Raw genomic sequence first — 22,701 nt, 5'->3', positions numbered from 1 at the left:
CCCCATTCACGCCCCTATCCTGCGAGGCCCAGCCATGACCCTCGCCGACCTCCCCCTCGGTCCCCTGGAACGCGCCCTGCTGGACAGCCTGCGGCGCCTCGACCCGCAGGCCGACGACAGCGTGCTGGCCGCCGCCGCGCTGTGTAGCCAGGCACTCGGCGCCGGCGACGTATGCCTGCCGCTGGCGCGCTGGGCGGGACGCCGGCCCTGGCCGGAGCAGCCCTTTGCCCTGCCCGCCCTGGCCGCCTGGCAAGAGCGCCTGCGGGCCTCGCCGCTGGTCGGCGCGCCCGGCGTCTATGCGCCGCTGATCCTCGACCAGGGGCGCCTCTACCTGGCCCGCTACCAGGCTTACGAGGTGCGCCTGGCGGAGCAGCTGCTGGCCCGGGTCGAGCGCCGCCCGGCGGTGGATGAAGAACGCCTGGCCGAGAGCCTGGCGCGGCTGTTCGCCTTCAACCGCCAGCAGCCGGACTGGCAGCGCCTGGCCGCCGCCCAGGCGGTGCGCGGCAACCTGGCGGTGATCTCCGGTGGCCCCGGCACCGGCAAGACCACCACGGTGGTGCGTCTGCTCGCCGCGCTGCTCGAACAGCCCGGCGGCGAGCGTCTGGCCATCGGTCTGGCGGCGCCCACCGGCAAGGCCGCGGCGCGCATGGCCGAAGCGATCCGCAACGCCAAGGCCGAGCTGCCGGTCAGCGCCGCGGTGAAAGCCGCCCTGCCCGAGGAGGCGCGCACCCTGCATCGCCTGCTCGGCAGCCGCGGCGACAGCCCGGCGGTGCGCCACCATGCCGGCAACCCTCTGCCCCTGGACGTGCTGGTGGTGGACGAGGCGTCGATGGTCGATCTGGCGCTGATGGCCAAGCTGGTCGACGCCCTTCCGCCCCAGGCGCGGCTGATCCTGCTCGGCGACAAGGACCAGTTGGCCGCGGTGGAGGCCGGCGCGGTGTTCGCCGAACTGTGCGAGGGCCAGGGCTTCTCCGCGGCCACCGCCGCCGAATTGCAGCGCCTCACCGGCCAGCCGGTGCCGGCCGGGGCGCCGCGCTCGCGGCTCGGCGAGGCGGTGGTGCTGCTCACTCACAGTCACCGCTTCGCCGGCGACAGCGGCATCGGCGAGCTGGCTCGACGGATCAACGGCGGCGACGTCGCCGGTACCCTGTCGCTGCTCGAGGAGTCCCGTGAGGATCTGGCTTGGCAGGGGCAGCCGAGCCCGGCGATCCTGCTCGAACGCCTCGAGCAGGGCTATCTGCCCTATCTGGAGGCAGCGCAGACGGGCGATCCGGCCGCGGCCTTCGCCGCCTTTAACGCCTTCCGCGCGCTCTGCGCGCAGCGCGAGGGTCCGTTCGGCGTGGCCGGCCTCAACGAGGGCCTGGAGACGCGCTTCAAGCGCCGCCTGCGCCGCGAGGCGCGGGACAACTGGTACCCCGGGCGGGCGCTGATGGTGCGCCAGAACGACTACGCCCTGGGGCTGTTCAACGGCGATATCGGCCTGTGCCTGCCCACGGCCGAGGGGTTGCGGGTGTTCTTCGAGGGGGAGAACGGCTTTCGCGCCTTCGCCCCGGCGCGCCTGCCCAGCCACGACAGCGCCTTCGCCATGACCGTGCACAAGAGCCAGGGCTCGGAGTTCGCCGAGGTGCTCCTGGTGCTGCCCGAGGCGCCCAGCCCGCTGCTGACCCGTTCCCTGCTCTACACCGGGATCACCCGCGCCAAGCGCAAGGTCGAGCTGTGGGCCCTGGCCGAGCGCCTCGCCGACTGCGTGCGGACCCGCGCCGAGCGCGCCGCCGGGCTGGCCGCGCGCCTGGCCCTGGCGGAGGCCGCGCCGCCGGGCGACGAGCAGCTGCGCCTGTTCTAGGGGCGCAGGCCGAGCAGGGCGCGCAGCAGGCGCCGGTCGTGCTGGTAGATGTCCGGGGCGTAGCGGGCGCGGCCACGGTCATCCACCTCCACCGTCCAGTAGCCGATCAGCAGCGGCAGCTTGGGGCGTACCCGGTATTCCTGGGTGCGCCCGCTGGCCAGGCGCAGCTCCACCTCGGCCAGCTCCTCGGCGGGCAGCAGCCGGGCGAGCAGGCTGTCGACCGCCTCGACGCGCACGCAGCCGGAGCTGAAGAAGCGCGGCGACTTCTCGAACAGCAACTGGCTGGGGGTGTCGTGCAGGTACACCGCGAAGGGGTTGGGGAAGCGCAGCGCCAGGCGGCCCAGCGGGTTGTGCGGGCCGGCGGCCTGGCTGAGGCGGATCGGTCCGGGGTTGTCCCAGTCGATCAGCGCCGGGTCGAGGCGCTGGCCGGCGCGGTCTTCGACGTTCATCTGGTGGCGTGCCAGGTAGCCGGGATCGCGGCGGATCGCTGGCAGCTTGTCCTCACGGAAGATGGTCGGCGGCACTATCCAGCGCGGGTTGAGGGTTAGGCGGTCGATCTGCGAGACCAGCAGCGGGGTCTGGCGGTCCGGGCGACCGACCTGGGTGCGGGTGCGCCAGAGCTCGCGACCGTCCTCCAGGACCAGCAGCTCGGCGGCCGCCACGTTGATCGCCAGGCGCGCCCGGGCCAGGTCCTCGGCCAGCCAGCGCAGGCGTTCCAGGTTGACGCGCAGCTGGTCGCGGCGGGTCAGGGCATCGACGTTCAGCTCGGCGAGGCTGGCCGGGCCGAGCAGGCCGTCGGGCTTGAGGGCGTGGCTGCGCTGGAAGTCCTCCAGGGCGGCGACCAGCTCGAGGTCGAACAGGCTGTCCTGGCGCTGGGCAGCGGTGGCCGGCAGATAGCCCTCGGCGGCCAGACGCTGGCGCAGCGCCGGCACTCGCGGGTCGCTGCGTCCGGGGCGCAGCAGCGGGCCGTCCGCCAGCGCGCTCCAGCTGGGCAGCGGGCGTTGCCGCTGCTCGGCGTAGAGGGCGCGCAGGGCCTGGTACTGGGGCAGGGCGGGGCGCGCCGCGGCGAAGGCCCGGGCCGGTTCGGCGAGTTCGCGCAGAGCGATGGACAGCGCCTTGGGGGCCGGATCCGGGCGCGGCAGCTCCTCGGCGCGCCACAGCGGCTCCAGGCGGGCCTGCTCGAGGCGCCCGCCGGCCAGGTGGCGCAGGGCCTGCAGGTAGGCGTGGCTGGCCAGCAGGTCGGCGCAGCCGGGGGCCGGCTCCAGGCGCGCTGGCAGCGTGTAGTCGGCCGGGTTCAGGCCGTCGTCGGCGAGCTGCTCCAGCTGTTCGCCCAGGGCGGCGAGGTGGGCCTGGTCGCGCCAGGCAGGCCGGTCGTCGCGTTGCCGGTAGAAGGCGTCCAGCTGGGCGCGTGCGGCGGCGTCCAGGCTGGCCGGCAGGGGCGCGCAGCGCGTCGGCAGGTCGTCGAGCAGCAGGCGCAGCGGCGGGACGGGAGCGTTGGTTTCCGCGGCGGCGCTGGCGCAGGCCAGAGTCAGCAGGGCGGTGCAGAACAGGGGAATACGGAACGCGCGCATCGCAGGTCCAGCGGGAAAATGCCAGCCGGCACCATAGCACAGGGCCGCCGCGCCCCGGCGCGGGGCAGGCGGGGCAGTGGTCGGGAAGCTAGCGCTGCTCGCTCTGCGGGGTGACGCGCAGCACTTCCTCGATGGTGGTCAGCCCGGCGGCGACCTTCTGCGCGCCGGACAGCCGCAGGCTGCGCATGCCGTCCTTGAAGGCCGCGCGGCGCAGGGCGATGAGGTCGGTGTCGGCGTTGATCAGCGGCTTGATGTGGTCGTTGACCAGCATGATCTCGTAGACCCCGGCGCGCCCGCGGTAGCCGGTATCACGGCACTCCAGGCAGCCCACGGCGCGCTGCGCGTGGCTGGGCAGCGGCGCGCTCCACGGTCGGGTGAGCTCCTGCCAGTCGCTCGCCTCGAGCTGTACCGGGGCCTTGCAGTGCGGGCAGAGGGTGCGCACCAGGCGCTGGGCCATGACCCCCAGCAGGGTGGCGCGCAGCAGGTAGTAGGGCACCCCCAGCTCGAGCAGGCGGGTGATCGCCGAAGGGGCGTCGTTGGTGTGCAGGGTGGAGAGCACCAGATGCCCGGTGAGCGCCGCCTGGATGGCCATCTCGGCGGTCTCCAGGTCGCGGATCTCGCCGACCATGATGATGTCCGGGTCCTGGCGCATCAGCGCGCGCACGCCGCTGGCGAAGGTCAGGTCGATGTTGTGCTGGACCTGCATCTGGTTGAACGCCGGCTCGATCATCTCGATCGGATCCTCGATGGTGCAGACGTTCACCTCCGGCGTGGCCAACTGCTTGAGGGTGGTGTACAGGGTGGTGGTCTTGCCCGAGCCGGTCGGCCCGGTGACCAGGATGATGCCGTTGGGCTGGCGGGTCATGGACTGCCAGCGGCGCAGGTCGTCGGCGGAGAAGCCGAGCTGGTCGAAGCTCTTGAGCAGCACCTCGGGGTCGAAGATGCGCATCACCATCTTCTCGCCGAAGGCGGTGGGCAGGGTGGACAGGCGCAGTTCCACCTCGCCGCCGTCCGGGGTCTTGGTCTTGATGCGGCCGTCCTGCGGCTTGCGCTTCTCGGCGACGTTCATCCGCCCGAGGGTCTTCAGGCGGCTGACCACTGCCATGGTCACCTGGGGCGGGAACTGGTAGACGTTGTGCAGCACCCCGTCGATGCGGAAGCGCACCGTGCCCTGCTCGCGGCGCGGCTCGATGTGGATGTCGCTGGCGCGCTGCTGGTAGGCGTACTGGAACAGCCAGTCGACGATGTTGACGATGTGCGCGTCGTTGGCGTCCGGCTCCTGGTCCTGGGCGCCGAGGCTGAGCAGCTGCTCGAAGTTGCCGACGCCACTGACCTTCATGTCGGTGGCGCTGGCGCCGCTGACCGACTTGGCCAGTCGGTAGAACTCCACGGTGAAGCGGTGGATGTCCGCCGGGTTGGCCACCACGCGTTTGATCGGCCGCTTCAGGACGTGCTGCAGGTCGGCCTCCCAGCGCCGCACGAAGGGCTGGGCGCTGGCGATGGTCACCGAGTCGCGCTCCACCGCCACGGCGAGGATGCCGTGGCGCTGGGCGAAGGCGTAGGACATCAGCGGGGTGACCGCGGCCACGTCGATCTTCAGTGGGTCGATGCGCAGGTAGGGCTGTCCGGACCACTCCGCCAGCCAGGCGGTGAGGCTCTCCAGGTCCAGCTTGCGGCCGGGCCGCTTGAGGTCGTCCAGCTCCTGGCTGGCGAGGAATTCCAGGGGATGCTGCTGGTTGTTCACCGCGCTGCGGCGGATCGCCAGGCATTGCTCGGCGGCGTCCTGGTCGATGCGGCCCTGGGCGACCAGCTCCTTGAGCAGGTCGGCGAGATCGAGAACGCGGTCGGCAGTCGGGGTGAAGACGGACATCGGATCTCCGGCAGCTGGCGGTGGAGCAGGGGAGGCCGGCGGCCTCCCCTTTGTGCTGCAGCTTAGCGGGTCAGGCGCTTCCAGGCCTTGAGCGTGGCCACAGTATGGGCCTGGGCGCTGCGCGCGACCAGTTGCTCGGCGCTTTCCGCCGGCTGCCCGGCCAGCTCCGCCAGCTTGGCCAGCTCGCCGTACAGGCGGTCCACTTCCGGCAGCTCCAGCACGCCGCGGGCCAGGCGTAGCCAGACCAGCATGCGCTCCAGGCGCGGCAGCTGCTCGCCGAGGTCGGCCGGCTGCTGCTGGTAGCGCTGCAGGTTGAGGGCGGCGGCCTCGTCGCTCAGCTCGCGCTTCAGCCAGTTGCCCAGGGGCGCGGCGCCCTGGCGTTCGCCGCGATGGCTGCGCTGGCTGGTCCAGGCGCGGCGCAGCAGCCAGAGGGAGGCAGCCAGGGAGAAGCGCCCCCAGCGCGTGTCCTCCAGCTCCGCGGCGAACTGTCCGGCGGCGGCCTGGCGGGCGGCTTCGTCATGCTGGCCGGCGAGGATCCGCGGCCGCCAGTCGTCGAGCAGGGCGTCGAGGCTGGCGCGCAGCTCGTGGCTGGTGGCCCGCGGCGCGGCTTGACCGAGGCTGCCGAGCAGGGCGCGGAGGTCGATCAGTTGCTCCAGCCAGTCGGCCAGCAGGCGCCAGTGGCCGCTCCAGCGGTACTGTTCGGCGAGTCGCTGGCTGTTGCCCAGCAGGTGCCAGGCGAGGGCGGCGAAGGCCTCGTCCAGCGGCTGCTCGGCGGTCAGTGCGGGCAGTGGCAGGCGCACTTGGTAGCTGTCTGCGTCGAACAGCCGGTAGCCGCGCTCGGCCTTGCTGATGTCGCAGGGCATCAGCGGCAGGTCGGCGGCCAGGGCCTCGGCCAGCTCCAGCACGGCGGCCGGCTCGCCCTGGCGCAGCTCCAGCTCCAGCTCGCAGATTTCCTCCTCACGGTCGCCGGCGACCACCTTGCCCAGGTCCAGGGCGGCCTCGATGACCACCCTGGCCTTGCCGCGGCCCCAGGCGATCTCCGCGTACTCGCGAACGAAGTCGGTGGTGAACGCCGGGTGGATCTGGCGCTTGTCCAGCTCGGCGAGGGCGGCCGGCCAGCAGTCGTCGGTGAGCCGGGCGAGGTCCAGCTCGGGACTGTCCAGGCGCCATTCCCATTCGTTGCGCTCGGACAGCCCGGCGACGCTCTGGCCGCGGCTCTTCAGGGTCTGGATATAGGCATCGCCGTCGCGCCGCACGCGCAGGGCGACCCTGGCGGCGGCCAGGTCGCGGGCGGCGGTGTCGTAGTACTGGTTGTACAGCTCGCGCTGCTGCCAGCCGGACTTGTTGCGCTTCTTCAGCAGCGGGTGGTCGCGCAGGGCGGCCAGAGTGGTGCGGTTGACGCGCAGTTTGATCTCGGTTTCTTTGTTCATCACGGGCAACGGAATGCGGGGCGGCGCGCAGATGGCCGCGGGAACCCGCAAGTCTACAGGAGCGCCGGCCAGTGCGTGCGGCCTTGCATTTGCCTCTAAGATGAACCTGACTGCTGGAGAATGCCGATGCCCCTGCCGCCCCTCAAGGAACAGTTCGCCGCGCTGATCGCCGCGCCCTCGGTGAGCTGCACCCAGCCCGCCCTGGACCAGTCCAACCGCGCGGTGATCGAGCTGCTCGCGCTCTGGCTCGGCGACCTCGGCCTGCGCTGCGAGACCCAGGAAGTCGCTCCCGGCAAGTTCAACCTGCTGGCCAGCCTGGGCAGCGGCCCGGGCGGCCTGGTGCTGGCCGGGCACAGCGATACCGTGCCCTACGACGCGGCACTCTGGGACAGCGACCCGCTGCGCCTCAGCGAACAGGGCGACCGCTGGGTGGGACTCGGGGTCTGCGACATGAAGGGCTTCTTCCCGCTGATCATCGAGGCGCTGCGCCCGCTGCTCGGCCAGCGCTTCCGCCAGCCGCTGCTGATCCTCGCCACCTGCGACGAGGAAAGCTCCATGGCCGGGGCCCGAGCCCTGGCCGCCGCCGGGCGGCCGCTGGGGCGTGCCGCGGTGATCGGCGAGCCCACCGGACTGAAGCCGATCCGCCTGCACAAGGGGGTGATGATGGAGCGCATCGAGATCCTCGGGCAGAGCGGCCATTCCTCCGATCCCGGCCTCGGCCACAGCGCCCTGGAGGCCATGCACGACGTGCTGGACGCCTTGCGCAGGCTACGCGCCCACTGGCAGAAGGAGTTCCACAATCCGCAGTTCGGCGTGCCGCAGCCGACCCTCAACCTCGGCTGCATCCACGGCGGCGACAACCCCAACCGGATCTGCGGGCAGTGCGCCCTGGAGTTCGACCTGCGCCCGCTGCCGGGCATGGACCCCGAGCAGCTGCGCGCGGCCATCCGCGCCAAGCTGGCGCCGATCGCCGCGCAGCACCAGGTACGCATCGACTTCGCTCCGCTGTTCCCCGCCGTGCCGCCCTTCGAACAGCCGGCGCACAGCGAGCTGGTGCGCCTCGCCGAGCGGCTCAGCGGGCACGCCGCAGGAGCGGTGGCCTTTGGCACCGAGGCGCCCTACCTGCAGCAGCTCGGCTGCGAGACCATCGTCCTCGGCCCCGGCGACATCGCCTGTGCCCACCAGCCGGGGGAATACCTGGAGCTGGCGCGCATCCAGCCTACCGTCGAGCTGCTCCGCGAGCTGATCGCCCACTACTGCCTGCGCGGGCCGGATAGCTGACGGGCAGCGCGGGAGGACGCGCGCGGATCATGTATGATCCGCCGGGACGTCCGAATGGTGCCGCGCGGTGCCGTTCCCGCCATCCAGGGCCAACATCGTCCATCTCGCCCGCAGGCTTTCCATGCACGAATACGTCAACTGGCTCCGCCACGCCTCCCCCTACATCAATGCCCACCGGGACCGTACCTTCGTGGTCATGCTGCCCGGCGACGGCATCGCTCACCCCAACTTCGGCAACATCGTCCACGACCTGGTGCTGCTGCACAGCCTCGGCGTGCGTCTGGTGCTGGTCCACGGCTCGCGGCCGCAGATCGAGGCGCGCCTCGCCGCCCGCGGCCTGACCCCGCACTACCACCGCGACCTGCGGATCACCGACGCGGCCACCCTGGAATGCGTGATCGATGCGGTCGGCCAGCTGCGCATCGCCATCGAGGCGCGCCTGTCCATGGACATGGCCGCCTCGCCGATGCACCACTCGCGGTTGCGGGTGGCCAGCGGCAACTTCGTCACCGCGCGACCGATCGGCGTGGTGGACGGCATCGACTACCACCACACCGGGGAAGTGCGGCGCATCGACCGCAAGGGCATCAGCCGCCTGCTCGACGATCGCGCCATAGTGCTGCTCTCGCCCCTCGGCTACTCGCCCACCGGGGAGATCTTCAACCTCGCCTGCGAGGACGTGGCGACCCGCGCGGCCATCGACCTGGGCGCCGAGAAGCTGGTGCTGTTCGGCGAGGAGCCGGGGGTGCTCGACGAGTCCGGCAAGCTGATCCGCGAGCTGCGCCCGCAGCAGGTGCCGGCACACCTGGAGCGTCTCGGCCACAGCTACCAGGCGGAGCTGCTGGACGCCGCCGCCGAGGCCTGCCGGCGCGGGGTGAAGCGCAGCCACATCGTCAGCTTCGCGCAGAACGGCTCGCTGCTCACCGAACTGTTCACCCGCGACGGCTGCGGCACCCTGGTCACCCAGGAGCTGTTCGAGTCGCTGCGCGAGGCGACCATCGAGGACGTCGGCGGGCTGATCGAGCTGATCACCCCACTGGAGGAGCAGGGCATCCTGGTGCGCCGCTCGCGGGAGATCCTCGAGCGGGAGATCGAGCAGTTCAGCATCATCGAGCGCGACGGGCTGATCATCGCCTGCGCCGCCCTCTACCCGATCGCCGACTCGGACAGCGGCGAGCTGGCCTGCCTGGCGGTGCGCCCGGACTACCGCCACGGCGGCCGCGGCGACGAGCTGCTCGAGCGCATCGAGGCGCGCGCCCGGGCCATGGGCCTGAAGACCCTGTTCGTGCTCACAACCCGCACCGCCCACTGGTTCCGCGAGCGCGGCTTCGTGCCGAGCAGCGTGGAGCGCCTGCCGGCGGCACGCGCCTCGCTGTACAACTACCAGCGCAATTCGAAGATCTTCGAGAAGGCCCTGTAGACGGGGAGCGCCTCAGGCGCTCTTCTGGGCCAATCGGTACTGCGCGCGGCCGTCGTCCCAGCCGGCCTCCCAAGCCGCTGCGGGCACGGCCGCGCGGTAGGGCTGACGTTCGCGGGGCTGGCCGGTGAGGCCGACCATGTAGCCTTGCTGGTAGGCCTTCTCCAGGCTTTCCAGGCTCCACTGCCGGTCGTCTGCGCTGAACTCCATCGGGATGCGAGCTGCTAGGGTGAAGGAATGCCATCATCCTAGCCAGCGATGCGGCGGCCGGTCGTGCCGCCGATCCCGGGTTTTGCTCCGCTGGTGCGTTTTGTGACGGCCTCGACGTTCAGACCGCCACGCCGATGATGCTCGCCTGGTAGGCGGCCACGAAGGCGTCGAAGTCGCCGCGCGGCTGGGCCTCCAGCTCCGCCTGCTCGGCCAGGGACTGCGTGGCCAAGGCCTCGAAGGCCTGGCGCTCGGCGTCGCTGAGCGGCAGGGCGCGGAAGAAGGCCTCGTGTTGGCGGCTCTGGCGCAGAGCGAACTGGACGAAGCTCTCGCCGCGCTCGCGCATCTCGGCGAGGATCCGCGCCGAGGGGGTCAGCTCCGGGTCCTCCAGCTTGGCGCGCTGCGCCGCCAAGGCGCGGGCATGGGCGTCGTCGCCGTGGTGACGGTCGAGCAGGGCGGCGATCGGCGCCATGGCCTCGAGCAGCTCCAGGCCCCAGTCGCGCAGCAGCACCTGGCGGCCCTGGTGCTGCAGGTGCAGGCCGGGCCGCCGGCCTTCCTTGACGGTCTTCAGGAAGTTCTCGGTGCAGCTGCGGCACTCGCCGTTCTCCAGCAGCGGGCTGTCCAGCAGGGCGCAGTAGATCAGGAAGAGGTCGAGGAAGCGGGCTTCCTCCAGGTCGATGCCCAGGGGCAGGAAGGGGTTGATGTCCAGGCAGCGTACCTCGACGTACTGCACGCCGCGGGCCATCAGCGCCTGGATCGGCCGCTCGCCGCTGTAGGTGACGCGCTTCGGACGGATGCTCGAGTAGTACTCGTTCTCGATCTGGATGACGTTGGTGTTCAGCTGCTGCCACTCGCCGTCGCGCTTGGTGCCGAACGCCGCGTAGGGCGGGTAGGGGGTGGACACCGCCAGGCGCAGGCTGTCGGTGTAGCTGGCCAGGTCGTTGTAGCAGGGAGTCAGGCTGCTCTGCGCGCTGCTCTGGTAGCCCAGGTCGCTCATCCGCAGGCTGGTCGCCCAGGGCAGGTACAGGGTGTGCTCGTCGAACGCCTGGAGCTGGTGCGGGCGGCCGCGCAGGAAGCCGGCGTCCAGCGCCGGCGAGGCGCCGAACAGGTACATCAGCAGCCAGCTGTAGCGGCGGAAGTTGCGGATCAGGCCGATGTAGCTCTCCGACTGGTAGTCGCGTGGCGGACGGGTGTCGCCCTCGCTGCGCTGCAGCAGTGGCCAGAGCGCCTCGGCCAGGGAGAAGTTGTAGTGGATTCCGGCGATGCACTGCATGGTCTTGCCGTAGCGCAGCGCCAGACCCTTGCGGTAGACGTGCTTGAGGCGACCGATGTTGGAGCTGCCGTACTCGGCGATGGGGATGGCCTCCTCGTCCGGCAGCGGGCAGGGCATGGAGGCGCTCCACAGTCGCTCGTCCCCGAGGTGGGCGTAGGTGAAGCGGTGGATGCGCTCCAGATCGGCCAGGGTGACCGCCGGGTCGGTCTCGGCCGGGGTGATGAACTCCAGCAGGGATTCCGAGTAGTCGGTGGTGATCTGCGGGTGGGTGAGTGCCGAGCCGAGCGCACGCGGGTGCGGGGTGAGGGCAAGCTGCCCGTCATCGTCGACGCGCAGGCATTCGCGCTCGATACCGTGCAGGTTGCCGCCCAGCAGGGGCAGGTATTCGGGGGCGCCAAGCAAAGCCAGGCGACGTTGCAGAAGCTCGCTCAAGATATTGTTCCTTCACACGTCGGTCGGCCCAATATGGGCACTCGCTTGGCTGCCCTCAAGCAGCTGAACCATAAAAAATATGTGCTCAGGTCGTAGGCTGCCAGGGGGGCTGGGACGGGCCCCGCCGCGCGATCGCCGCGGGGCCGTGGTGTGCCGCGGGCGTTCAGCGCTTGAGCTTCTTGGCGTTGGCAAACAGCGCGGCCATGCCGCCGGTCGCCGGCGCCGGACGCTCCTCGCGGGCATGCCGCTCGCTGCGCGGGGCGTTGCCGCGGCCGCCGCGCGGACCGTCAACCTTGGCCCCGGGGGTGTCGGAGAGGCGCATGGACAGGCCGATACGGTTGCGCGGGATGTCCACCTCCAGCACCTTGACCCTGACCACATCGCCGGTCTTGACCGCCTCGCGGGGATCCTTGACGAACTTCTCTGACAGCGCGCTGATGTGCACCAGACCGTCCTGGTGCACGCCGATGTCGACGAAGGCGCCGAAGTTGGTGACGTTGGTCACCACGCCCTCGAGGATCATCCCCGGCTTGAGGTCGGCGAGGGTCTCCACGCCGTCCTGGAAGGCCGCGGTCTTGAACTCGGGGCGCGGGTCGCGACCGGGCTTGTCCAGTTCCCTGAGGATGTCGGTGACGGTCGGCAGGCCGAAGGTCTCGTCGGTGAAGCGCTTGGGATCCAGGCTGCGCAGGAAGGCCGAGTCGCCGATCAGGCTGCGGATGTCGCGGCCGGTATCCTCGGCGATGCGTTGCACCACCGGGTAGCTCTCCGGGTGCACCGCGGAGGCGTCCAGCGGGTTGTCGCCGTTCATCACGCGGAGGAAGCCGGCGGCCTGCTCGAAGGTCTTGTCGCCGAGGCGCGGCACCTTCTTGAGGTCGGCGCGGCTCTTGAAGGCGCCGTTGGCGTCGCGGAACTGCACGATGTTCTGCGCCAGGCTGGCGTTGAGGCCGGAGATGCGCGCCAGCAGGGCGGCCGAGGCGGTGTTGACGTCCACCCCCACGGCGTTCACGCAGTCCTCCACCACCGCGTCCAGGGAGCGGGCCAGCTTGAGCTGGGAGACGTCGTGCTGGTACTGGCCGACGCCGATGGACTTGGGATCGATCTTCACCAGCTCGGCCAGCGGATCCTGCAGGCGACGGGCGATGGACACCGCGCCGCGCAGCGACACGTCGAGATCCGGGAACTCCCGGGCGGCCAGCTCGGAAGCCGAGTACACCGAGGCGCCGGCCTCGCTGACCATCACCTTGGTGAGCTTGAGCTGCGGGTATTTCCTGATCAGCTCGCCGGCCAGCTTGTCGGTCTCGCGGCTGGCGGTGCCGTTGCCGATGGCGATCAGCTCCACCTGGTGCTTGGCGCACAGCGCGGCGAGCACGGCGATGGTCTGGTCCCACTGGTTCTTCGGCGCGTGGGGGTAGACGGTGGCGGTTTCCAGTAGCTTGCCGGTGGCGTCCACCACCGCGACCTTGACCCCGGTGCGCAGACCCGGGTCGAGGCCCAGGGTGGCGCGCGGGCCAGCCGGGGCGGCGAGCAGCAGGTCGTGCAGGTTGCGGGCGAACACGCTGATCGCCTCGTCCTCGGCGCGCTCGCGCAGTTCGCCGAGCAGGTCGGTCTCCAGGTGGCTGTACAGCTTGACCTTCCAGGTCCAGCGCACCACCTCGGCCAGCCACTTGTCGGCGGCGCGGCCCTGGTTACGGATGCCGAAGCGCTCGGCGATCATCCCCTCGCAGGGATGGGCGCTGCCGGGCAGCTCCTCGCCGACTTTCAGGCTGATGCTCAGCACCCCCTCGTTGCGCCCGCGGAAGATCGCCAGGGCGCGGTGCGAGGGCACGCCGCGCAGGGGTTCGTCGTGCTCGAAGTAGTCGCTGAACTTGGCGCCTTCGCTTTCCTTGCCGGGCACCAGGCGGGCGCTGAGGGTGGCTTCGGCCTTGAGGAAGGAGCGCAGCTTGTCGAGCAGGCTGGCGTCCTCGGCGAAGCGCTCCATGAGGATGTACTTGGCGCCTTCCAGCACCGCCTTGACGTCGGCGAAGCCCTTCTCGGCGTCGATGTAGCGCTCGGCCTCCGCCTCTGGATCGAGCTCGGGGTTGCCGAACAGGGCGTCGGCCAGCTCGCCGAGGCCAGCCTCCAGGGCGATCTGGCCCTTGGTGCGGCGTTTCTGCTTGTAGGGCAGGTAGAGGTCCTCGAGGCGGGTCTTGGTGTCGGCGGCGAGGATCTCGCGCTTGAGTTCCGGGGTCAGCTTGCCCTGTTCCTCGATGCTGGCGAGGATCGCGGTGCGGCGCTCCTCCAGCTCGCGCAGGTAGCGCAGGCGCTCCTCCAGCAGGCGCAGCTGGGTGTCGTCCAGGCTGCCGGTGACCTCCTTGCGGTAACGGGCGATGAAGGGCACGGTGGCGCCCTCGTCGAGCAGCGCCACGGCGGCCGCCACCTGCTGCGGCAGGACGCGTCCGGAGGGCAGGGCGGAAAGCTCTTCGGCGATACGTTGGTTGATGCTATCCATAACGGGCGATGACATAGAACTATCCGAACTCCGAGCAGGAAAAGGACAAGCTGCGCTTGCCGCAAAGGGCCGGCATTATACCCGGCGCGTCCGCGCGTGCCCGGATACGACCATCGGCTGCCGGGAAAAATCTGTTAACGAATGCCGGCCCAGTGTCCGCTGCCCCTGGGCCATAATGGCCGACGTTTGCAAAGGAGCCCCTATGAGCAGCACTGCCGCCGCTGAAGGCGAGAAAATCCTCATCGTCGACGACGACCCCGGCCTGCGTCGCCTGCTCGAGCGCTTCCTCAGCGAGCAGGGCTACCGCGTGCGCTCGGTGGAGAACATCGAGCAGATGGACCGGCTGCTGGCCCGCGAACTCTTTCAGTTGCTGGTGCTCGACCTGATGCTGCCCGGCGAGGACGGTCTGTCCGCCTGCAAGCGCCTGCGCGAGAGCGGCAACCAGGTGCCGATCATCATGCTCACCGCCAAGGGCGACGAGGCCAGCCGCATCCAGGGCCTGGAGCTGGGCGCCGACGACTACCTGGGCAAGCCCTTCAACCCCCGCGAGCTGCTGGCGCGCATCAAGGCGGTGTTGCGCCGCCAGGTGCCGGTGGTGCCCGGCGCGCCGGCCAGCGCCGACGAGGAGGTGAGCTTCGGCGACTACCGGTTGTCCTTGGCCACCCGCGAGCTGAAGAAGGGCGACCAGGTGCACATGCTCACCACCGGCGAGTTCGCCGTGCTCAAGGCGCTGGTCCAGCACGCCCGCGAGCCGCTGACCCGCGACAAGCTGATGAACCTGGCACGCGGCCGAGAATGGGACGCCCTGGAGCGCTCCATCGACGTGCAGATCTCCCGCCTGCGCCGGCTGATCGAGCCGGACCCCTCCAAGCCGCGCTACATTCAGACGGTCTGGGGGGTCGGCTACGTCTTCGTGCCGGATGGCAACAAGTGACGCCGTCTGACCGCGGCCTGTCCCGCGAGGTGCGCGGCCCGAGGCCGCCTGACCGATGAAAACTCCCGTCTGGTTCCCGCAAAGCTTCTTCGCCCGCACCCTCTGGCTGGTGCTCGGGGTGGTGCTGTTCTCCAAGGCGCTGACCCTGGTCTACCTGCTGATGAACGAGGACGTGCTGGTGGACCGTCAGTACAGCCACGGCGCGGCCCTGACCCTGCGCGCCTACTGGGCGACCCGCCCGGAGTTCCGCGACGAGGTGGCCAGGGCCGCCGGCCTGCGCTGGCGCGCCGACAGCGAGCCGCCGGCCAGCGAGTACCACTGGCCCTACACCGCGATCTTCCAGCGCCAGATGCGCATGGAGCTGGGCCCGGACACCGAGACCCGGCTGCGGGTCAACCAGCCGTCTTCGCTGTGGGTGCGCGCGCCGAGTCTCGGCGAGGGCTGGGTCGAGGTGCCGCTGTACCCGCACCCGTTGCGCGGCCAGAAGATCTGGAACGTGCTCGGCTGGTTCATGGCCATCGGTCTGCTGTCCACCGCCGCCGCCTGGATCTTCGTCCGTCAGCTCAACGCACCGCTCAAGCGCCTGGTGTTCGCCGCCCGGGAACTGGGCCGCGGGCGCAGCGTGCGCCTGCCGGTGAGCGACACCCCGAGCGAGATGACCGAGGTGTACCGGGCCTTCAACCAGATGGCCGAGGACGTCGAGCAGGCCGCCCGCGAGCGCGAGCTGATGCTCGCCGGGGTGTCCCACGACCTGCGCACCCCGCTGACCCGCCTGCGCCTGTCCCTGGAGCTGCTGGACAGCGACAGTGAGTTGACCGAGGACATGATCCGTGACGTCGAGGACATGGACACCATCCTCGACCAGTTCCTCGCCTTCATCCGCGACGGCCGCGACGAGCGGGTCGAGGAGACCGACCTCGGCGAGCTGGTGCGCGAGGCGGTGGCGCCCTTCAACCAGCCGGAGGAGCGCGTGCGCCTGTGCCTGGAGCCGCTGCCCAGCGTCCCGCTGCGCCGCCTGTCGATCAAGCGGCTGCTCAACAACCTGATCGAGAATGCCCTGCACCACGGTGGCGGCGGCGTCGAGGTGGCCGCCTACCTGTCCGGCGACGGCGCCGCGCCCTACGTGGTACTCAGCGTGCTGGACCGCGGCGCGGGTGTCGACCCGGCCGAGTTGCCGGATATCTTCAACCCCTTCATCCGTGGTGATCGGGCGCGCGGCGGACGCGGCACCGGCCTGGGGCTGGCCATCGTCAAGCGCATCGCCGCCCAGCACGGCGGCAGCGTCGAGCTGCGCAACCGCGAGGGCGGCGGCCTGGAGGCGCGGGTCTGTCTGCCGCTGGGGCTGATGTTGCCGCGCGACGCCGCCTGAGCCGCCCAACGGAGCACGGTATCCGACCAGCCTGATATCAGACTGCCTGCCCCTCGGGCAGACAGGCGAGAACGATGGGCAAATGGCGACGAACGTCGGTAAACCGGCGGGTCACGGCAGGGGAGGCGTGGCCGGTAGTTGGACTATGCTGTCGCGGCGGAAGGACTCGAGGACAGTATGCACGCCGTTTCCGATCGACAGCCCACATGGACTTGGTGGCTCCCCCTGGCGCTGCTCCACCTGGGGTCCTGGCTGGCCCTACTTACCCGTCTGAGCGACGGGACCGTGTTCTGGTACCTGCCGCTGCCCCTCGGCCTGGTCTTCCTGCTTTGGTGGGGGCCGCGGGTGCTGCCGGCGATGTTCCTCAACGGCCTGCTCAGCGCCCCGCTGTGGGGGCTGGCGTGGTCCTGGGCACCGCTTTTCGGGCTGTTCGAGGCCCTGACCCTGGCTTGCGCCTGGCCGCTGTTACGGCGCCCTGGCTTCGATGCGGCGCTGCCGAACCTCGGCCACCTGCTGCGCTTCATCCTGCTCGGCGTGCTGCTGCCAGTTACCCTGGGCACGCTGGGCATGGTGGGTATCCTCACCCTGAGCGTCGGTGCGGAGCCGACCAGCTGGGCGCTGGCCGGCCTGGGCCAGTGGCTGGCCGACTGCCTCACCTGCCTGGTGTTCGCCATTCCGCTGCTGACCTATGCCACGCCGCTGCTGCGCCAGCGCGGCTGGGTGGCTGCGGCAGCTGGCGCCGAGCCGGTGCCGCTCGGCGCGTCGCTGCACCGCCTGCCGCCCTGGCCGCTGCTGCTGGTGCTGGCGGTCGGTCTGGCTTGGGCCATGGAGCTACTGCCGCTGGTGTTCGCCCTGGCCCTGATGGGGCTGGTGCTGCTCGGCCTGGCCCTGGTCTGGGCGCTGCCCGGTGCTTCCAGTGGTGCCCTGCTGTGCGGCCTGGGCCTGCTGGTGCACTCCCTGCCCGGGGGCAGCGAGGCCGAGCGCGCCATCACCACCGGCTGGTTCGACGAACTGCACCTGAGCCTGCTGCTGCTGGTGTTCGCCGCGCTGCTGGTGGGGCGCAGCCTCAGCGACTTGCACCTGGCCCTGGAGCGGCGCGCGGAGATGCAGCGCCAGCTGGCGCTGACCCAGCGGGCCATCGACGCCAGTCCCATGGGCGTGTGCATCGCCGATGCTCGCCAGCCGGACCTGCCGCTGATCTACTGCAACCCGGCCTTCGAACGGATGACCGGCTACAGCCGCGACGAGGTGATTGGCCGCAACGGCCGCTTCCTGCAGGGCGTCGACCGCCACCAGAGCGAGCTGCACGGCCTGCGCGCCGCCCTGGCCCGCGGCGAGCCCTGCCAGGCGGTGCTGCGCAACTACCGCAAGGACGGCAGCCTGTTCTGGAACGAGATCACCCTGGCACCGATGCGCGATGCCCAGGGGATCAGCCACTTCGTCGGCCTGCTGCACGACGTCAGCGCCCGCGAGCAGCAGGTGGTCGAGCTGGCCCGCAGCCGCGAGGAGCTGCTGCGCCAGACCCACCTGCTGGCGCAGATCGAGGCGATCGCCGACATCGGCGGCTGGATGATCGATCCGAGCGACCGCAGCATGTTCTGGAGCGAGGGCTGCTTTCGGCTGTTCGAACTGGACCCCACCGGCGCTACTCCCAGCATCGATCAGACCTTCAGCTACCTGGATGCGGAAAGCCGGGCGCGTAGCGAACGTGCCCTACAGCAGGCTCTGGAGCAGCACACTCCGTTCGACATCGACCTGCGCCTCACCACCGCGCGCGGCAATCTGCGCTACATCCGGGTGCGCGGGCTGGTGGAGCGCGACGGCAACCAGGTGATCCGCGTCTACGGCGCCCTGCAGGATCTCACCGAGCGCAAGCGTGCCGAGCAGCAGTTGCAGGAGCGTGACGAATGGCTGCGGCTGTTCTTCGAGGCGCCTTTGGTGGGCATGGCGATACTCGGTCCGCAGCGGCTCTGGCTGGAGGTCAACAGCAAGCTCTGCGAGATCCTCGGGCGCAGCCGCGACGAGCTGCGCGGCATGACCTGGACGGCGGTCACCCACGAGGACGACCTGCTGGTCGAGGCTCCGCTGTTTCTGGCGGTGTGCGCCGGCCAGCGCGACGACTACGAGCTGGACAAGCGCTTCCTGCGTCCCGACGGCAGCCTGGTCTACGCGCGCCTCAGCCTGCGCGCGGTGCGCGACGCGGAGGGCCGTCTGGAGGCCTGCCTGGTGCTGATCGAGGACATCACCGCGCGGCGCGAGGCGGAGGACCGCTACCGCACCCTGGTGGAGAACGCCCCGGAGGCGATCCTGATGTTCGACACCGAGCTGGGCATCGTCGAGGCCAACGAGAACGCCGCGCAGCTGGTCGGCCTGCCCCGCGAGCAGCTGATTGGCCGCCACCCGATCAGCTTCAGCCCGCCGCAGCAGCCCGACGGGCGCTCGTCCGAGGAGGCCGCGCGGGAATACGGCAAGGCGGTGTTGAACGGCGAGAAGCCGGTGTTCGAGTGGCTGCTGCGCGACGTCCACGGCCACCAGCGGCCCTGCGAGGTTCGCTTGGTACGGCTGCCCGGCGGCGAGCGGCCGCTGGTGCGGCTGAGCGTCACCGACATCTCCGAACGCAAGCGCTACCAGCGGGAGATCGAGCGCCTGGCGTTCAGCGACGAGCTTACCGGGCTGCCCAACCGCCGCCTGCTGCTCGACCGCCTGCAGCATGCCATGCTCCGCGAGCAGCGCGAGGGCAGTTACGGCGCGCTGCTGTTCATCGATCTCGACCACTTCAAGATGGTCAACGACAGTCTGGGCCACCCGGTCGGCGACGCCCTGCTCTGCGAGGTGACCGCGCGTCTGGCCGGCTGCCTGCGCTCCCAGGACACGCTGGCGCGGCTCGGCGGCGACGAGTTCGTGGTGCTCCTCGAGGCCCTCGGCAGCAGCCCGGCGGAGGCCGGCGAGCACGCCGCCGAGGTGGGCGAGAAGCTGCTCGCCAGTCTGGTCGGCAGCTACCTGCTCGACGGCCACGAGCTGGCGGTCAGCGCCAGCATCGGCATCGCCCTGCACCCGATCCCCGGGCAGGGCGCCGCCGATGTGCTCAAGCAGGCGGACACCGCCATGTACCGGGCCAAGCAGGGCGGGCGCAATGCCCTGCACTTCTTCGCACCGGAGATGCAGGCGCTGATGGACCAGCGTCTACTGCTGCAGAGCGAGTTGCGCCAGGCCATGGCCCGCGGCCAGTTGCACCTGGTTTACCAGCCGCAGCTGGAACTGGCCGGCGGGCGCCTGGTGGGCGCCGAGGTGCTGCTGCGCTGGGTGCACCCGGAGCGTGGCGAGATTCCAACCAGCCAGTTCATCCCCCTGGCCGAGGAGACCGGGCTGATCCACGAGCTGGGCGCCTGGGTGCTGGACAACGCCTGCGCCGCCCTGGCCCGCTGGCAGGCTCGCTGGCCGCAGCTGGTGCTAGCCATCAACCTGAGCCCCCGTGAGCTGCGCCAGGCGGGACTGGTGGAGCGGGTGAGCGCCTGCCTGGCGCGCCACGGCCTGCCGGCCACCGCGCTGGAGCTGGAGATCACCGAGGGCGTGCTGCTCGAGGAGGTGGAGCAGTGCATCGCCACCATGCAGACTCTCAAGGCCCTCGGCGTGCGCTTCGCCATCGACGACTTCGGCACTGGCTATTCCTCGCTCACCTACCTGAAGCGCCTGCCGCTGGACCGCCTGAAACTCGACCGCAGCTTCGTCGGCGACCTGGACGGCGAGGCCAGCGGCCTGGTGCTGGTGGAGTCGATCCTGGTGATCGCCCGCAAGCTCGGCCTGGAGTGCATCGCCGAGGGGGTGGAGAACCAGGCCCAGTTGGACTGCATGCTGCGCCACGGCTGCACGTTGGGCCAAGGCTACTACTTCGCTCGGCCGATGGACGAGGCGGCCTTCGAGGCCTGGCTGGACGGCCAGCGGCCGGCACCCGCCGGCGTGCGCCTGGCCCAGGATCTGCCCCCGGCGCGCGGGTGAGACCGCGGCGTGCTCATCGCGGCGCCTTATCACGCCTCATTCAGGCGGTCGGCGGTTGCTTGTCCGGCCCCCGGAGCTGGCCGACACTCGCAGTTCCTAGGCCCCATAAGAAGACCGATGGAGGAGTTCGCCCATGTCCGCTGCCATCCGCTTCGAAGACCAGGTGGTGATCGTCACCGGCGCCGGGGGTGGCCTTGGCCGCGCCCATGCCCTGCTGTTCGCCCGCCACGGCGCCCGGGTGGTGGTCAACGACCTGGGTGTCAGTACCCACGGCGAGGGTGCGAGCAGCGCGGCGGCCGACAAGGTGGTGGCGGAGATCCGCGAGGCCGGTGGCATCGCGGTGGCCAGCTACGACTCGGTGACCGACGGCGAGAAGATTGTGCAGTGCGCCCTGGACGCCTTCGGTCGTGTTGACGTGGTGGTCAACAATGCCGGGATCCTCCGCGACAAGACCTTCCACAAGATGGACGACGGCGACTGGGAGCTGGTCTACCGGGTCCATGTCGAGGGCGCCTACAAGGTGACCCGCGCCGCCTGGCCGCACCTGCGTGGGCAGAACTACGGGCGGGTGATCTTCACCTCCTCCACCTCGGGGATCTACGGCAACTTCGGGCAGAGCAACTACGCCATGGCCAAGCTCGGCCTCTATGGGCTGACCCGCACCCTGGCCCTGGAAGGCCGCAAGCACAACATCCTGGTCAACGCCATCGCCCCCACCGGCGGCACGCGGATGACTGAGGGGCTGCTCCCGTCCCAGGTGTTCGCCCAGCTCAAGCCTGAGCTGGTCAGCCCGCTGGTGGTCTACCTGGGCAGCGCCGCCTGCCAGGACAGCGGCGGCCTGTTCGAGGTGGGCGGCGGCTGGATCGGCAAGACCCGCTGGGAGCGCAGCCTGGGCGTCGGTTTCGACCCCAACGCCGGCTTCAGCCCCGAGGACGTGGCTGCCCAGTGGCAGCGCATCTGTGACTTCGAGGGCGCCGTGCACCCGGCGGACAACGTCGAGGCGCTGCGCGAGATGATGGCCAACCTGCAGCGGCACGCCCTCTAGGCCGCCCGGTGCCCTTCTCCGGCAAGGAGAGGGGATGGGACTGCCGGCGGCTTCGCAGCGCGCCGCTCCCCTTTGGAAAGGCGCCGGGGCAGGCCCGTTCAGCTCCCCCCGCGCAGATGGCGCCCGAACAGCGCCTGCAGCTGCTCCGGGCCGTCACTGCCGGCCGGGTAGGGGCGGGGGCTCTGATAGTGCTCGTGCCAGCCTTGCAGGATGGGGTCGACCCAGGCCCAGGCCGCCTCCACCTCATCTCGGCGCATGAACAGCGTCGAATCGCCCTCGATCACGTCCAGCAGCAGGCGCTCGTAGGCGTCCCAGCGGCGCTTCTGCTGGAACGCCTGGGCCAGGTTGAGGTCCAGCTCCACCGGCTCCAGGCGCATGCCCTTGCCCGGCGCCTTGGCCATCAGCTGCAGGCTGATGCGTTCCTCCGGCTGCAGGCGGATCAGCAGGCGGTTGGCCTCGCCGCCGTTGAACAGACGGTGCGGCACGGGCTTGAACTGGATGACGATCTCCGAGGTCTTGCGCGCCATGCGCTTGCCGGTGCACAGGAAGAACGGCACCCCGGCCCAGCGCCAGTTGTCGATCTCGGCGAGTAGGGCGACGAAGGTCTCGGTGTCGCTGTCGTTGTCGACGTTCTTCTCGAACCAGTAGGCCGGCACCTCCTGGCCGCCGATCTTGCCGGCGGCGTACTGGCCGCGCACCGTCTTGTCGCGAACGTCCAGACCGCCGATCGGTTTCAGCGCCTGCAGCACGCGCAGCTTTTCGTCGCGCACCGCCTCGGCGTCGAAGCGCGCCGGCGCCTCCATGGCCACCAGGCAGAGTAGCTGCAGCAGGTGGTTCTGCACCATGTCGCGCATCGCACCGGCCTGGTCGTAGTAGGCGCCGCGGTTCTCCACACCGAGGGTCTCGTAGACGTTGATGCGCACGTGGTCGATGTGCCCGGCGCGCCACAGCGGCTCGAACAGGGCGTTGGCGAAGCGCAGCGCCATCAGGTTCTGCACGGTCTCCTTGCCCAGGTAGTGGTCGATGCGGAATACCCGCGACTCGTCGAACACCTTGCCGATCGCCGCGTTGATCGCCCGCGCCGATTCCAGCGAGTGGCCGAGCGGCTTCTCCAGGACGATGCGCGACTGCGGTCCGGCCAGCCCGGCGATGGCCAGGTGCTCGACCACCGCCTCGAACAGCCGCGGCGCGGTAGCCAGGTAGTAGACCTGCTGTGCCGGACTACCCTCCAAGCGACGTGCCAGGCGGCTGAAGTCGGCGCTCTGCTCGATGTCCATGGCGAAGTAGTCGAGGCGCTCGGCGAAGCCCTGCCAGGTGGCGGCATCGAAGTCGGCACGCGCCACCTGGGCGCGGCAGCGGCGTTCGGCGAGGGCCTGGTAGGCGGCACGCTCGAGCGGCTGGCGGGCCAGGGCGAGGATGCGGGTCTGCGCATGCAGGCGACCGTCGCGGTGCAGGTAGTAGAGCGCGGGTAGCAGCTTGTGCAGGGCGAGATCACCGGTCCCGCCGAAGACCAGCATGGTGCAAGGAAGGGTCAAGGCATCCCTC

Annotated in this window: 14 protein-coding genes; 7 read left to right on the top strand and 7 right to left on the bottom strand. The window is 70.5% G+C overall.

Translation table 11 applies throughout. The annotated features are described in order from the left end of the window. The first annotated feature begins 34 nt into the window (after positions 1-34). Positions 35-1,843, top strand: a complete 1,809-nt coding sequence (gene recD, locus H165_RS0110595) for an exodeoxyribonuclease V subunit alpha (protein ID WP_017938913.1) — start codon at positions 35-37, stop codon at positions 1,841-1,843. On the opposite strand, the gene H165_RS0110590 is transcribed toward recD, so the two are convergent. The 3 genes from H165_RS0110590 to H165_RS0110580 form a co-directional block, all read right to left on the bottom strand. Next, entirely contained in the window at positions 1,840-3,414 is a 1,575-nt protein-coding gene (locus tag H165_RS0110590) for a L,D-transpeptidase family protein (protein ID WP_017938912.1), read from the bottom strand. The two genes, recD and H165_RS0110590, sit on opposite strands and share 4 nt — an antisense overlap. Before the next feature lie 88 nt (positions 3,415-3,502). Continuing rightward, positions 3,503-5,284 carry a type IV pilus assembly ATPase TfpB gene (gene tfpB / locus H165_RS0110585; protein ID WP_017938911.1) on the bottom strand — a complete coding sequence of 594 codons (1,782 nt, stop codon included), beginning with the start codon at positions 5,282-5,284 and terminating at the stop codon, positions 3,503-3,505. A 62-nt stretch (positions 5,285-5,346) separates the two neighbouring features. Then, positions 5,347-6,714, bottom strand: coding sequence for a CYTH domain-containing protein (locus H165_RS0110580; RefSeq protein ID WP_017938910.1), 1,368 nt, complete (start codon positions 6,712-6,714; stop codon positions 5,347-5,349). Positions 6,715-6,840: 126 nt separating this feature from the next. Between H165_RS0110580 and argE the strand changes: the two genes are divergently transcribed. Both argE and argA read left to right on the top strand, forming a co-directional pair. After that, on the top strand, positions 6,841-7,995 hold the full coding sequence (argE, locus tag H165_RS0110575) for an acetylornithine deacetylase (RefSeq protein WP_017938909.1): 1,155 nt from the start codon (positions 6,841-6,843) through the stop codon (positions 7,993-7,995). A 121-nt stretch (positions 7,996-8,116) separates the two neighbouring features. Further along, a complete protein-coding gene (gene argA, locus H165_RS0110570; RefSeq protein WP_017938908.1) occupies positions 8,117-9,415 on the top strand; it encodes an amino-acid N-acetyltransferase in 1,299 nt (432 codons plus the stop codon). 12 nt (positions 9,416-9,427) lie between these two features. On the opposite strand, the gene rmf is transcribed toward argA, so the two are convergent. The 3 genes from rmf to H165_RS0110555 form a co-directional block, all read right to left on the bottom strand. After that, entirely contained in the window at positions 9,428-9,622 is a 195-nt protein-coding gene (gene rmf / locus H165_RS0110565; protein ID WP_017938907.1) for a ribosome modulation factor, read from the bottom strand. Positions 9,623-9,740: 118 nt separating this feature from the next. Next, positions 9,741-11,324, bottom strand: coding sequence for a glutamate--cysteine ligase (gene gshA / locus H165_RS0110560; RefSeq protein ID WP_017938906.1), 1,584 nt, complete (start codon positions 11,322-11,324; stop codon positions 9,741-9,743). A 163-nt stretch (positions 11,325-11,487) separates the two neighbouring features. Further along, positions 11,488-13,812, bottom strand: coding sequence for a Tex family protein (locus H165_RS0110555; RefSeq protein ID WP_017938905.1), 2,325 nt, complete (start codon positions 13,810-13,812; stop codon positions 11,488-11,490). 202 nt (positions 13,813-14,014) lie between these two features. Between H165_RS0110555 and ompR the strand changes: the two genes are divergently transcribed. From ompR to H165_RS0110535, 4 genes are all read left to right on the top strand, one after another. Next, positions 14,015-14,746: an osmolarity response regulator transcription factor OmpR gene (gene ompR / locus H165_RS0110550; protein WP_017938904.1), complete on the top strand. Its 732-nt coding sequence runs from the start codon at positions 14,015-14,017 to the stop codon at positions 14,744-14,746. Positions 14,747-14,801: 55 nt separating this feature from the next. Beyond that, the gene (locus H165_RS0110545; protein ID WP_017938903.1) at positions 14,802-16,115 is read left to right on the top strand and encodes an ATP-binding protein; all 1,314 of its coding nucleotides are present in this window, start codon (positions 14,802-14,804) and stop codon (positions 16,113-16,115) included. 177 nt (positions 16,116-16,292) lie between these two features. Further along, the gene (locus tag H165_RS0110540; RefSeq protein ID WP_051059502.1) at positions 16,293-20,111 is read left to right on the top strand and encodes a bifunctional diguanylate cyclase/phosphodiesterase; all 3,819 of its coding nucleotides are present in this window, start codon (positions 16,293-16,295) and stop codon (positions 20,109-20,111) included. 133 nt (positions 20,112-20,244) lie between these two features. Beyond that, on the top strand, positions 20,245-21,156 hold the full coding sequence (locus H165_RS0110535) for an SDR family oxidoreductase (RefSeq protein WP_017938901.1): 912 nt from the start codon (positions 20,245-20,247) through the stop codon (positions 21,154-21,156). A 98-nt stretch (positions 21,157-21,254) separates the two neighbouring features. Here H165_RS0110535 and zwf read toward each other — a convergent pair whose 3' ends face one another. Further along, on the bottom strand, positions 21,255-22,673 hold the full coding sequence (gene zwf, locus H165_RS0110530; protein ID WP_017938900.1) for a glucose-6-phosphate dehydrogenase: 1,419 nt from the start codon (positions 22,671-22,673) through the stop codon (positions 21,255-21,257). Positions 22,674-22,701: the final 28 nt, after the last annotated feature.

This window comes from Pseudomonas thermotolerans DSM 14292 (assembly GCF_000364625.1).
Classification (GTDB): Bacteria; Pseudomonadota; Gammaproteobacteria; order Pseudomonadales; family Pseudomonadaceae; genus Aquipseudomonas; species Aquipseudomonas thermotolerans.
This window is presented reverse-complemented; position numbering and strand designations above follow the sequence as displayed.